Annotated in this window: 15 protein-coding genes and 1 riboswitch; all 15 genes read left to right on the top strand. The window is 26.8% G+C overall.

The annotated features are described in order from the left end of the window. The first annotated feature begins 7 nt into the window (after positions 1-7). Positions 8-643, top strand: coding sequence for an adenylate kinase (locus SLITO_RS05050; RefSeq protein ID WP_075058674.1), 636 nt, complete (start codon positions 8-10; stop codon positions 641-643). Continuing rightward, complete coding sequence (gene map, locus SLITO_RS05045; protein WP_075058673.1) at positions 644-1,399, top strand: type I methionyl aminopeptidase; 756 nt, start codon at positions 644-646, stop codon at positions 1,397-1,399. A 14-nt stretch (positions 1,400-1,413) separates the two neighbouring features. Beyond that, entirely contained in the window at positions 1,414-1,641 is a 228-nt protein-coding gene (gene infA, locus SLITO_RS05040; protein ID WP_075058672.1) for a translation initiation factor IF-1, read from the top strand. 34 nt (positions 1,642-1,675) lie between these two features. After that, a complete protein-coding gene (gene rpmJ / locus SLITO_RS05035; RefSeq protein ID WP_075058671.1) occupies positions 1,676-1,789 on the top strand; it encodes a 50S ribosomal protein L36 in 114 nt (37 codons plus the stop codon). Positions 1,790-1,831: 42 nt separating this feature from the next. After that, positions 1,832-2,197, top strand: coding sequence for a 30S ribosomal protein S13 (rpsM, locus tag SLITO_RS05030; protein WP_075058670.1), 366 nt, complete (start codon positions 1,832-1,834; stop codon positions 2,195-2,197). Between the two features lie 16 nt (positions 2,198-2,213). Further along, positions 2,214-2,606 (top strand): 30S ribosomal protein S11, encoded by a 393-nt coding sequence (gene rpsK, locus SLITO_RS05025; RefSeq protein WP_075058669.1) that lies wholly within the window; start codon positions 2,214-2,216, stop codon positions 2,604-2,606. A 3-nt stretch (positions 2,607-2,609) separates the two neighbouring features. Next, positions 2,610-3,566: a DNA-directed RNA polymerase subunit alpha gene (locus tag SLITO_RS05020; RefSeq protein ID WP_075058668.1), complete on the top strand. Its 957-nt coding sequence runs from the start codon at positions 2,610-2,612 to the stop codon at positions 3,564-3,566. A 13-nt stretch (positions 3,567-3,579) separates the two neighbouring features. Then, positions 3,580-3,939: a 50S ribosomal protein L17 gene (gene rplQ, locus SLITO_RS05015; RefSeq protein WP_075058667.1), complete on the top strand. Its 360-nt coding sequence runs from the start codon at positions 3,580-3,582 to the stop codon at positions 3,937-3,939. A gap of 123 nt (positions 3,940-4,062) precedes the next feature. Then, positions 4,063-5,265, top strand: coding sequence for an energy-coupling factor transporter ATPase (locus tag SLITO_RS05010; protein WP_083433386.1), 1,203 nt, complete (start codon positions 4,063-4,065; stop codon positions 5,263-5,265). A gap of 305 nt (positions 5,266-5,570) precedes the next feature. Then, a complete protein-coding gene (locus SLITO_RS05005; RefSeq protein ID WP_075058846.1) occupies positions 5,571-6,443 on the top strand; it encodes an energy-coupling factor transporter ATPase in 873 nt (290 codons plus the stop codon). A 12-nt stretch (positions 6,444-6,455) separates the two neighbouring features. Continuing rightward, positions 6,456-7,352, top strand: a complete 897-nt coding sequence (locus SLITO_RS05000) for an energy-coupling factor transporter transmembrane component T family protein (RefSeq protein WP_075058666.1) — start codon at positions 6,456-6,458, stop codon at positions 7,350-7,352. Further along, a complete protein-coding gene (truA, locus tag SLITO_RS04995) occupies positions 7,352-8,092 on the top strand; it encodes a tRNA pseudouridine(38-40) synthase TruA (RefSeq protein WP_075058665.1) in 741 nt (246 codons plus the stop codon). Before SLITO_RS05000 ends, truA begins: the two co-directional genes overlap by 1 nt. A gap of 209 nt (positions 8,093-8,301) precedes the next feature. Further along, a riboswitch (purine riboswitch) is annotated at positions 8,302-8,399 on the top strand. A 66-nt stretch (positions 8,400-8,465) separates the two neighbouring features. Beyond that, the gene (purE, locus tag SLITO_RS04990; protein WP_075058664.1) at positions 8,466-8,945 is read left to right on the top strand and encodes a 5-(carboxyamino)imidazole ribonucleotide mutase; all 480 of its coding nucleotides are present in this window, start codon (positions 8,466-8,468) and stop codon (positions 8,943-8,945) included. 3 nt (positions 8,946-8,948) lie between these two features. Further along, complete coding sequence (locus SLITO_RS04985; RefSeq protein WP_075058663.1) at positions 8,949-10,031, top strand: ATP-grasp domain-containing protein; 1,083 nt, start codon at positions 8,949-8,951, stop codon at positions 10,029-10,031. After that, positions 10,024-13,686: a phosphoribosylformylglycinamidine synthase gene (locus tag SLITO_RS04980; RefSeq protein ID WP_075058662.1), complete on the top strand. Its 3,663-nt coding sequence runs from the start codon at positions 10,024-10,026 to the stop codon at positions 13,684-13,686. The genes SLITO_RS04985 and SLITO_RS04980 overlap by 8 nt, the downstream gene beginning before the upstream one ends. Positions 13,687-13,690: the final 4 nt, after the last annotated feature.

The following is a 13,690-nucleotide window of genomic DNA, read 5'->3' as shown; positions in this document are numbered from 1 at the left end:
TAAAATAATGAATATATTATTATTGGGTGCCCCAGGAAGCGGTAAAGGAACTCAATCTGAGTTTTTGTGTGAAAAAAATAACTATATACATCTTTCAACAGGTGATTTGTTCAGAAAAAATATTGGTAATGAAACTGAACTAGGAGTTCTTGCAAAATCATATATTAATAAAGGTATTTTAGTGCCTGATGAAGTTACCAATAAAATGGTGGAAGAATATTTGAAAGATAATTCAGACAATGTTATATTTGATGGTTATCCTAGAAATGTTGAACAAGCAAAAGAACTAGATAAAATGCTAAATTCTATTAATAAAATGCTAAATTGTGTTGTTTATCTTGATATTGATGACTCAGTTTTAATTGATAGAATTGTGAATAGAGTGGTTTGTCCTGTTTGTAAGAGAAGTTACCACTTAATAAATAGAAAACCAAAAGTTGCAAATAAATGTGATTTTGATAATGCAGATCTTCAATCAAGAGAAGATGATAAATTAGACAAAGTTAGCAAAAGACTTGAAACATACAATAACCAAACAAAACCCTTAATTGATTTTTATAAAGATAGACTTATAAAAATTAATGCCAACAACAAAAAACCAATAGAAGTTTATAAAGACATTATTGAGGCATTAAAAAAATAAATGACAATTACAATTAAAAATGTTGAACAAATTGGCAAAATGCGTTTTGCAGGAAAAGTTTTATCAGAAGCCTTAAATATGTTAAAAAACATGATAAAACCAGGAGTAAATTGTTTAGAATTAGACAAAGCTTTTATTGATTTTATTAGTTCAAAGGGTTGTAAAAGTAATTTTAAAGGTTATTATGGTTATCCAGCACACATTTGTGTTTCAATTAATGAACAATTAATCCATGGGATTCCAAAAGATAGAGTTATTGAAGAAGGTGACATAGTATCGATTGATGCTGGTTGCATTTATGAAGGCTACAATAGTGATAGTGCTTTTACTGTCATATGTGGAGCTACAACTAATCAATTACATAAAAAACTAGTAGAATTGACTGAAACGTCACTATACTTGGCAATTGAACAGGTAAGAGCCGGTGTACGCATCGGAACCATTTCTGCTACTGTTCAGAATTTTATTGAAGAAAATGGTTTTCACTTGCCAACTAGTTATTCAGGACACGGTATCGGTTTAGAAATGCACGAAGACCCCTTTATTCCAAATGTGGGTATTGCAAATACAGGAATGAGATTAGTTCCTGGAATGACAATTTGTATAGAACCAATGGTACAAGTAAGTACTGATGAAACAGTCGTAGATGATGACAAATGAACAGTGTTATCTAAAGATGGTAGCATGACTGCTCACTTTGAGCATACAATTTTAGTAACAGAAGGCGATCCAGAAGTATTAACTTTATTTAAATAAAAGGAGATTTTTAAATGGCAAAAGAAGATTACTTAGAAGTAGATGGAATCGTTTTAGAAGTATTGCCAAACGCTACTTTCAAGGTGAAATTAGAAAACGAAATAGTTATTGACGCCCACGTGTCTGGTAAAATCCGTATGAATTACATCCGCATTTTACCAGGTGACAAAGTAACTGTAGCAATTTCACCATACGATCACACACGTGGAAGGATTACTTATAGATTTAAAAACGCAAAATAAGTACCTAAATAATTGAAATGGGAGGTCCAAATAGATGAAAGTTAGATCATCTGTAAAGAAAATATGCGATAAATGTCGTGTAATTAAAAGAAAAAGACGTGTAATGGTTATTTGTGAGCAACCTAAACATAAACAACGTCAAGGTTAGAATAAATACATAATTATTTTTATTTAGAAAGGAAACGAATTAATGGCTCGTATAAACGGTGTAGAGATTCCAAATGAAAAGAGAGTTGTTATTGCACTTACATATATTTATGGAATTGGATTATCAACTTCACAAAAAGTATTAGAAGCTTCAAAAATAAGCGAAGACACAAGAGTAAAAGATTTATCTGAACAAAATATAAAATTAATTTCACAAGAAATAGCAAAGTTTAAAACCGAAGGTGATTTACGTAGAGAAGTTGCTTTAAACATTAAAAGATTAATGGAAATTGGATGTTATAGAGGAATGAGACACAGAAAAGGTCTTCCAGTAAGGGGTCAATCAACTAAGCAAAACGCCCGTACAAGAAAAGGTCCACGTAAAACTGTGGCTAACAAGAAAAAATAGAAAAGGAGTATAGACTATGGCAAAAACTAAACAAAATACAACAAAGAAAAAAGTCAAAAAAAATATTGCTAAAGGTATTGCTCACATCCATTCAACATTCAATAATACAATCGTTACAATCTCTGATGAAAAAGGTAACGTTATAGCTTGATCAAGTGCTGGTGCTATCGGTTTTAAAGGAAGTAAAAAATCAACTCCTTACGCTGCACAATTAATTGCAGAAGCAGCTGGTAAAGGCGCAATTGAAAACGGAGTTAAAACTATTTCTGTAGAAGTAAAAGGACCAGGCCCAGGTAGGGATGCTGCTGTTAGAAGTTTACAAGGTATAGGATTAGAAATAACTTCAATTAAAGACACAACACCAATACCCCATAATGGTGTTCGTCCCCCAAAGAGACCAAGAGGATAATACATGAAACAATTTTCAAGACCTGAATTTAAATTATTAAAAGAAGAAAAAAGTAAAAATTATGGGGAATTTCAAGTAGAACCTCTTGAAAGAGGTTTTGGTATTACTTTAGGTAATGCTTTAAGAAGAACTTTACTATCTTCAACACCAGGTGCAGCAGTTTATGCGATTAAACTAGAAAAAGCAGCACATGAATTTACTTCAATTGAAGGTATCGTAGAAAATGTAAGTAGAATTATTTTAAATATTAAAAAACTTGCAATTAGAATTGATACTAAAATGTTTGAAGATGACGAAGTGGTTGAGTTAAAATTAAAAACTTCAACAGTTGGAGTTGTAACTGCAGGAGATGTAGAAGTACCAACTGGAGTTGAAATAGTAAATAAAGATTTAAAATTATGTACAATCGCTGATGGTGGAAGTATAAATTTAATAATGTTTGCTAAAAACTCAAGAGGTTATAGAACATTCAAAGATAATAAAAAAGAAAAAATGTTGTTAGCAGATGCTATAACAATTGACTCAAATTACTCACCAATTTTAAATGTTTCATATGAAGTTGAAACTACAAAAATTGGTAAATCAGTTGATTTAGAAAAACTTGTTATGAAAGTTGAAACTAATGGTACTCTATCTGTTGGAGATGCTATTGCAACTGCTGCTAAAATATTAGTAGAACACTTAGAGTTCTTTGTAAACTTAAACGAAGAAATAAGTGATATTAAAGTAATTGGAGCAACTAGTGAAGAAGACGAAAAAGAGCTTGATAAATTAGTTGAGGAATTAGACTTTACTCAAAGAAGTTTAAATTGTTTAAAACGTGCAAATATAAACACATTACGTGATTTAGTATCTAAGAGCGAAGATGACATCCAAGAAATTCGTAATCTAGGTAGAAAGTCATTAAAAGAAATAAAAGACAAAGTAGTTCAACTAGGACTTACATTTAGACAAGAATAGAAGGGGGTAAATTATGTCATATATTCAAAAACAAGGAAAGAATACCGCTTGAAAAGTTGCGCTTTTAAGAAATCTTACTACTGAATTAATTATTTTTGAAAAATTAGAAATTACAGAAGCTAGAGCAAAAGAACTAAGAAGACACTTCGATAATATGGTAACTCTTGCAAAAAAAGGTGATCTTCATTCAAGAAGACAAGCAGCTGCATGATTAAGACATGTTGATGTTAACGAAAAAGAAAATGCACTACAAAAATTGTTTACTAAATTAGCAAAAAAATTTAAAACAAGAAACGGTGGGTACACTAGAATCTTAAAATTAGATAATAGACGTGGTGATAATGCTCCTATGTGTATTATTGAATTAGTTTAAATTATAAAACCACACATAAATTGTGTGGTTTTTAATATATAATATAAAAAAATAGTTCAAAAGTAATTTATATTTTTTATAAATAAAATTTTGTTATAATGTTAAAAGTATAAGGAGTATTTTATGTCTAATAATAAATTTTTAAAGGATACCGATTTAAACGAGTTTAAATTAAAACTTAACGATTTAAATGACAAACTTACAAGATCTGGTAAAAAATTAGTTATTGCAAAAAGTAAGTTCTCTAAAAGAGAAGTTGATAAAGAATTTGTAATTAAATATTCAGAAGAATATAAACAAGCAAAAGCAAATTATTTAGAAGCCTGTAAAGATTCTAAGTTTATAGATAATTTTAATAATGCAAAGTCTCAATTAAAAAATGCCAAAAAAAGTGATGATAATTATCAAGATTTATATAACCAATATAAATATTCAAAAGCACTTTTTAAAGGTTATAAAATAGCTGTAAAAGAACGTGGTTTTGGTGGAGAATTATATGCTTTAAATAATGTCGCTTTAAAATTAGATGACATTAAATTTAAATATAGAGAAGATCACCCTTATGCTGTTAATGGTGTTAGTGTTGAAATCGAACATGGTAATTATGTTGCAATTATTGGACATAATGGTAGTGGAAAATCTACATTATCAAAAATAATTATTGGTGTACTTGAACCAACAAAAGGTAATATTGAAGTGTATGGAAATAAAGTTACAAAAAGTAACATTAACATTGTAAGAAAATTTTTAGGGATAGTTTTTCAAAACCCAGATAATCAATTTATAGGTTCAACAGTTAGAGATGATATTGCTTTTGGTTTAGAAAATAGACGTATTGAACCTTCAAAAATGAGTGATATTATTATTAATGCTGCTAAAAAAGTAAATATGCAAGACTTTTTAGATCATGAACCATTAATGCTTAGTGGTGGTCAAAAACAAAGGGTTGCTATTGCTTCAGCACTTGCTTTATCGCCAAATATTCTTATTTTTGATGAAGCTACAAGTATGTTAGACCCAAAAGGTAAAAATGAAGTAAAACAAATTATGATTGAACTAAAAAATACAAGAGAAAAAACAATATTTTCAATAACTCATGATATGGATGAGATTCTAAACGCTGATAAAGTAATGGTTATGAATAAAGGCCAATTAGTTAAGTTTGGAACCCCAAAAGAAATATTGTCTGACAAGGACTTTTTAAGATCAATTAATTTAGATATTCCATTTGTTGCACAAGTTGAAGAAGCTCTTCAAAATTTAGGTCTTAAAATCTCAGGAAGTGAAAATTTAGATGAGTTGGTGGATAAGATATGTCAAATATAGATAACTACGCTAATAAAAAAGAAAATAAAATTAAACATAAAGAACAAATGAAAGAACTCAATCTAAAACATAAAACAGATTCAATTAAACGTAAAAAAAAGCATAACGAAACTAAAAAATTAATGAAAGAAGACAAAAAAAACTTAGTCGCTTTCAATAAGGAAAATAAAAAATTTTTAAAAGATTCAAAAGGGATTGTCCAAGATAAAGTTAAAGAAGTATTGACTTGATATTCTGAAAACAAAGAAAAAGAAAATATTACTAAAAAACATTTCAAAAGCAAACTTCAAAGGGCCAAAAAATCAATGTATGATTTTAGTGGTCCAATAAGTTTTGAAAATGTATCTTATACATATGGTTGAGGGACTCCATTCGAATTTAAAGCATTAGATAGTGCAGATCTTGTTATAAAAAAAGGGAAAATAACTGCTGTTATTGGTATGACTGGTAGTGGTAAATCAACATTAATACAATTAACTAATGGTTTAATCATTTCAGAAACAGGAAGAACATTAGTTGGAAACTTTCCTATAATTGCAAAAACAAAAAAGATCAAATTTGTTAAAGAACTTAGAAGAGAGATTGGACTTGTGTTTCAATTTCCCGAGTATCAATTATTTCAAAATACAATTGAAAGTGATATTGCATTTGGACCAATAAATCTTGGTGCTGATAAAGAGACATCAATTAAAAAGGTACCTGAACTATTAAGATTAGTTGATTTACCTGAAGATTATGCTAAAAGAAGCCCGTTTGATTTAAGTGGTGGTCAAAAAAGAAGGGTTGCTATTGCAGGTATAATTGCAATGGATGGTAATACACTTGTCTTAGACGAACCTACAGGAGGGTTAGACCCTCATGGTGAAGAAGACTTTATGAAATTGTTTTATGATTTAAATAAAAAACAAAATAAAAGAATAATTATTGTTACACACAATATGGATCATGTACTTCAAATTGCAGACGAAGTAATAGTTATGCACAAAGGTAAAGTGATTTCTATTGGTACACCATTTGAAATATTTTCAAATAATGAACTATTGAAAAAAATTGAAATAGAACCACCTAAGCTTTATAAATTAGCTCATAAACTTAAAGATAAAGGTTTAGATGTAACTGATAAAAATTTCAGAACTATTGAAGAACTTGCAAAACATATAAAAGAAAGAATTAAATAGGAGGATAACATAATGAGAATGGTTTTTGGTAGGTACATGTCCTACAATTCAATAATTCACAAAATGGATCCAAGACTTAAGTTATTAATGATAATATCATTAATTGTAGTTGTATTCTTTCCTATTGGTTTTACTGGTTTTGTGCTTGTTGGAAGTTTTATAATTTTAATGTATTTTATAAGTAAATTGAGTTTTAAAATGCTATTTAAACTTTTTTTACCAATAACGTTCATTTTTATTGTTTTAGTCATTATTAATATTTTTATGTTGCATCCAAACTCAATTGCAGACTCCGCTGACGGTGTATATAATTTCACTGATTTTGGTTATATTTATAAATGAAAAAGATTATATTTTTCTGAAAAAGCAATATATAGTGCAATATATATGACTATTAGAATATTTTTAATGATTACTTTAACAACAATTTTAACTGGAACTACTCAACCTTTAGAGCTTACTTTAGCAATTGAAGACTTATTATGACCTTTAAAATTAATTAAAATTCCAGTTTATATTTTTTCAACAATTATTTCAATTGCATTAAGAATGATACCAACATTAATTGATGAAGCTGGAAGAATAATGAAAGCACAGTCTTCGAGAGGTATAGATTTTAAAAATGGAAAACTAAAAGACAAAGCAAAAGCTATGACTTCATTGATAATTCCTTTACTAGTTTCTGCATTTCAAAAAGCTGAGGACTTAGCATACGCAATGGATTCAAGAGGATATGATCCTCATGCTAAAAGAACTAGATATAGACAAGTAAAATTTAGATTTTTAGACGTTATTATCTTTTTAGTTGGTATGGGAGTAGCTATAACTTTATTCTGCTATCCTTACATTCCAGAATTACACAGTATTCAAATTCCAAGAATTGATATGATACTTGGTTTAAGAGTATAATGTTTTATTATTTGTTAACAACTGCGTATGATGGCACAGATTTCGCTGGATGAGCAAAACAAAAAAATAAAAAAACAATACAAGGTGAAATTGAAAAAGCTTTTGAAAAGGTCGCACCTAATTCTAAATTTAGGATGGTGGGAGCTTCAAAAACTGATTCAGGTGTTCATGCAAAAGATCAGAAAGTTTGGACAGAACTAAGTTTTGAACCAAATGTTTCTGGTTTTTTATTGGCAATTAACAAAACGCTGCCTATTGGAATTAAGATACTGAAGATGGAAAAAATTGAAAAAGAATATAGAGTAAGGAATTGTAAATATAAAATCTATATGTATTCAATTAAGTTTAATAATTTAGATATTTCAAATAATAGATTTTCATATTTCTCAAAAAGAATACTTGATTTAAATAAGCTTAAAAAAGCATTAAAATGTTTTGAGGGTAAGCATAATTTCATTAACTATTCTGGCTTAAATGAAGCTGAAGCAAAAGAAATAAATCCAAATAGATCAGTCGATAAAATTTGAGTAAAAAAAAGTAATGATGGTTATCAAATCTTTTTTAAAGCAAAAGGTTTTATAAGATATCAAATTCGAATGATGATGGGTGCAACAATTGCCTTTGCGAATAATAAAATTGATTTAAATAAAATTATTAATGTACTAAACCTTAAAGATAAAAAAATGCCATATAAAGCAGAATCATGCGGATTAACTTTATTAAAAATTGTAAATAACTAATAAATTTTTAGTTTTATCAATGATTTTAATGTACAATAAATACAAGTCAACAAAAAAGTACACTAATAATTATTAGATATTTTAAGATTTTTTTGGATGTATTAATAAGGAAAAATTATTCAATATCTGTTAATTAAATTTGTTGGCCAAAATATAAGGTTATCCTTATATTTTTTTTATAAATATATAGAATTTTATAGATATGCTATAATAAATTTATAATATCATTTTATATATGCTTGAAATATGGTCGAGCGTTTCTACAAATAACCTTAAATTATTTTCTATAAAATGAGTCATATAACAATAACATAAATTTTTGTTGTGGGCTCCTTTTATATAAGGGGTCTTTTTTTATAAGAAAGGTAAATTAATGAAAAATAAAGTTGCAGTAGTAATGGGTTCAATATCCGACAAGAAAACGATTGATAATTGTTTAAATATATTAGAAGAGCTAAATATTGAGTATGAAGCAAAAATAGTATCTGCTCATAGAACACCAGAACTTTTATTTAATTTCTCAAAAAATGCACATGAAGAATATGATATTGTAATTGCTGCTGCTGGGGGTAGTGCTCATTTACCGGGTATGATTGCAAGTTTAACTATATTACCAGTTATTGGAGTTCCTGTAAGATCAAGTAATCTAAACGGAGTTGATTCTTTATTATCAATAGTTCAAATGCCAGGTGGTGTACCAGTTGCTACAATGGCGATTGGAGATAGTGGAGCAAAAAATGCTGCACTTTATGCTGCAAGAATTCTTTCTTTATCAAATGAAAAAATTAAAATAAAATTAGAACAGTTTATAAAAAACCAAACTAATAATGTTTTAAAAACAGAGGTAGTTTAGTATATGAAAGTGGGAATTATAGGTGGTGGTCAGCTAGCTAAAATGCTAGTAGAATCTGACAATAGTAATGAATATTTTATCCTTGAACCTAATGAAATAAATTGTTGTATGGATCTTAATGTAAATATTATTAATAAAAATTATGATGATAAAATCGCAATTGATAATTTAGTTACTAATACAGATGTTATTACATACGAATTTGAAAACATAGACTCAGATGCATTAAAAAAATATTTTAACTTAGTAAAACCGTCTATAAACTTTTTAGAGATTTCAAAAAACAGAATCCAAGAAAAAAACTTTGCTAAAGAAAATGGATTATTAACAACAAAATTTTTTTTAGTTGAAAATAAAAAAGATATTGAAACTTTATTAAATAAAAATGATATTACATATCCATTTATTCTAAAAACACTCTCTGGGGGTTATGATGGTAAAGGTCAGTATAAAATAAATAATTACAACGAAATAGAATCTGTAAACTTTATTTCTAATAAATATATTCTTGAAGAGTTTTGTGAATTTGATTATGAAACAAGTTTAGTTGTAACAAGAAGTAATTCAAACCAAATATATTTTTTTCCCAACGCTATTAACAAACATGAAAATGGAATTCTTATAACGTCTAAAGTAACAAATAAAAAAGTAACTGTTGATAAAAAAACGATAAAAATAATAAAAAAAGTTTTAGTAGATTTAAATTTAGTTGGCACAGTTGCATTTGAATTTTTTGTGAAAGATAATAAATTTTATTTTAACGAAATGGCACCAAGGGTTCATAATACAGGTCATTATACTCTTGATGGATGTAATGTCAGTCAATTTAAAAATCACATACTAGCAATTACAAATAAAAAAATAATTAAACCAAAATTAAAATATAAAACTATTATGATAAATCTTTTGGGAGAAAATATTAAAACAAATTTTGATTGCAATTGAGTAAAAAAATATGACTATCATAAAAAAGGTATTATAAAAAATAGAAAAATGGGTCATATAAACATTATTGCAAAAAACCAAAAAGATTTATTAGATAAATATAACCAAGTAAAAAAAATTTTAGGGGGATTAAATGATTAATAGAGTATATATAAATAAAAAAGATGAGTTTGATATTGAATCAAAAAAGTTATCAGAAGAATTAGCAAAAAACTTTAATATAAAAAATTTAAATATAAAAGTATTTAATGTTTATGATGTTCATGAAGAGGATAAAACAAAAGTAGCTGAAATTTCAAATTACATTTTAGCAGAACCAAATATTGATGATATAAGTTTTGATTTAGAATTAAACTCAAAAAAATATTTTGCAGTAAAAATGTTTGATAGTCAATTTAACCCTAGAGAAGAAAGCGCAAGTGAATGTTGTAACCTTCTATATTTAAATAAAACAAAAATAAAAACTTTTAAATTATATATTTTCAATAGTGAAATTAGCGAAAGCCAATTAAAAGAAATTAAAAATTATATTATAAATCCAATCGAATGTTATGAATTTGATATGAATAAAAATGAATTTGAAGAAAAATTCACTACACAAGAATTAATAGAATATAATTTTAACAACATTAATAAAAATGAATTAGAAAAAATATATTATGAATTAAATTTAGCTATGAGTTTTGAAGATTTTAGTTTCACTGTTAATTATTTTAATAATGAACTAAAAAGAAATGCAACTGACTCTGAAATATATTTAATTGATACATATTGAAGTGATCATTGTAGACATAAAACATTTGAAACAGTTTTAGAAAATATATCTTTTGATAAAAACATAAATCCATTTTACAAAGATAAAATTGAAGAAGCTTTAAATTATTATAAGAGTATAACTTCAAAAAAAGATATAACACTAATGAACATAGCAACCAGTTATATTAAATACATGTTAAAAACAAATAATGCAATTGACATTGAAGTATCAGATGAAATAAATGCTTCATCTATTTATGTTGATCTTGATGATAATAAAAAATGTATTGTGCAATTTAAAAACGAAACGCACAATCACCCTACAGAAATTGAACCATTTGGAGGTGCCGCTACTTGTCTGGGAGGGGCAATAAGAGATCCACTTTCAGGTAGAGCGTACGTTTATCAAGGAATTAGAGTTACGGGTGCAGGAAATATATTAGAGGATATTCAAAACTCAATGAGCAACAAACTTCCTCAATCAAAAATTTCAAAACTCGCAGCAGATGGTTTTTCAAGTTATGGAAATCAAATTGGTATACCCACAACTTTAGTTAAAGAGTTTTATCACAAAAACTATGTTGCTAAAAGACTTGAGATTGGTGCTGTTGTTGGTGTTACAAAAATAAATAATTTAATAAGAGAAGAACCAAAACCAGGCGATTTAATTGTACTGGTTGGTGGAGCAACTGGTAAAGATGGAATTGGTGGAGCAACTGGTTCATCAAAAAACCAAAACCAAAATTCAATCAAAAATTCATATAGTGAAGTACAAAAAGGAAATCCTGTTGAAGAAAGAAAACTACAAAGACTTTTTTCAAATCCAAAGGTTTCAAAAATTATAAAAAAAGCAAATGACTTAGGTGCTGGTGGTATTGGAGTTGGAGCCGGTGAACTAGCTGATGGTGTAAAACTTAATTTAAATAATGTACATTTAAAATATTTAGGATTATCAGGAAAAGAAATTTTAATATCAGAATCTCAAGAAAGAATGGTAGTTGTGATTGATAAAAGTAATTTAAATACTTTTATTGAAGAAGCAAATAAAGAAAATTTAGTTGCAGTAAAATTAGGAGAAGTAACATCAGAAAATAGTTTTGTTGTTGAATATAAAAATAAAACAATTGTTAATTTACCAAGAGATTTTATAAATACTGGTGGTATAAAAAATAAAAATGATGTTTTAATTACAAATAATTTATTTAAAGATTTCCAAAGAGAAGACATGACTTTTACAAATAATTTAGAAAACGATTTTTTAGTTAATATATCTTGTTTAAACGTTATGTCACAAAAACCGATGATTGAACAATTTGATTTTTCAATTGGAGGTACAACAGTTCTGGCCCCATATGGAGGTACAAAGCAATTATCAGAAGTACAAGTTAGTTGTCAAAAAATCCCTCTATCTGATAATAAAAATATATGTACAATAATGAGTTATGGTTATAATCCATTTATATTTGAAAATAATATATTATTAGGTTCAATGTATGCAATAATAGAAAGCATAACAAAAGTTATTGCATCAGGTGGAAACTTTAAAAAATTAAAACTAACTTTACAAGAGTACTTTGAAAAATTAAATAAAGATAAAGAAAAATGAGCTAAGCCTTTTGTAGCTTTATTAGGAGCGCTTATTGTACAAAAAGAATTTAATATTCCAGCAATCGGTGGTAAAGATAGTATGAGTGGAACTTATGAAAATATTAGCGTACCACCAACTTTAGTAAGTTTTGCATTATCAATTGGACAATCAGATAAAATTATTTCTACTGACTTTAAAGAAAAAAATAATCATATATATTTATTTAAACATAATGCAATTAATAACTATCCAAACTTTAACCAATTAAAAAATATATATAAATCAATGGAAAAAAATATTTTAGAAAATAAAATATTATCATCATTTGCAATTCAATCAGGTGGTATTGCAGAAGCATTAGCAAAAATGAGTTTTGGAAATGATTTAGGGTTTGATATAAATACAAATTTAAATATATTTGATTATATGTATGGATCAATAATAGTAGAAACTAATGAAAAAATAAATGACGAAAACTTAATTTATTTAGGTGTTGTTTCAAACAATTATTCTATTAATGGATTTAATATTGATAAAGTAAAGGCGTTGAATTGTTATTTAAATCCAATTAAAAAAGTCTATTTAAGTAATAATCAAAATTATCCTTTACCATTAAATGATTTAAGCTATAAAGAAAATAAAAAAGTTTATTATCCTAATAAAATAAGTAAAATAAATATTATGTCTATAATTTTTCCTGGAACTAATTGTGAATATGACATTAAAAGGTCTTTCAAAAATGAAAGTGTATCTTATGAAGATTTCGTATTTAATAATATGAATGTTGAACAACTCAACTTATCTTTAAAAAATCTTGCAAATAAAATAAAAGATCAACACATTATTGTAATTCCAGGAGGTTTTAGTCTTGGTGATGAACCTGATGGAAGTGGAAAGTACATATCAAATGTTTTAAAAAGTAAAATTGTCAAAGAAGCTTTAATTGAACATTTAAAACAAAAAAAATTGATATTAGGAATTTGTAATGGATTTCAAGCATTATTAAAATCAGGATTATTAATTTATGGGGAACCATGTGGTTTAAAAGAAAATGATCCTTCTTTAATAAAAAATAATGTTAATCGACATGTTTCAAAATATGTTTCTTGTAGAACGGTAAATAATTCTTCACCATGAACACAAGATTTAAAAATAAATGAAATAAATGTAATACCTATATCACATGGTGAAGGTCGATTTGTTATAAATGAATCAATGTATAAGGAACTTAAAAAAAATAACCAAATTGTATTTGAATATTTAAATGAAGATAATAATCCAAATGGTTCATACTATAATATAGAAGGAATTGTTTCAAAGTGTGGCTTGATTCTTGGTAAAATGGGACACAGCGAAAGATTTGGACAAGATATTTGTAAAAACATTTATGGAAATAAAGAACAAAATATATTTAAAAGTGCAATAAGATACTTTTTAAACTTGGAGGAGTAAAAAA

This window comes from Spiroplasma litorale (assembly GCF_001267155.1).
Taxonomy (GTDB): Bacteria; Bacillota_I; Bacilli_A; order Mycoplasmatales; family Mycoplasmataceae; genus Spiroplasma_A; species Spiroplasma_A litorale.
Note: the sequence above shows the minus strand (reverse complement) of the source record. Positions and strands in the feature narration are given on the sequence as shown.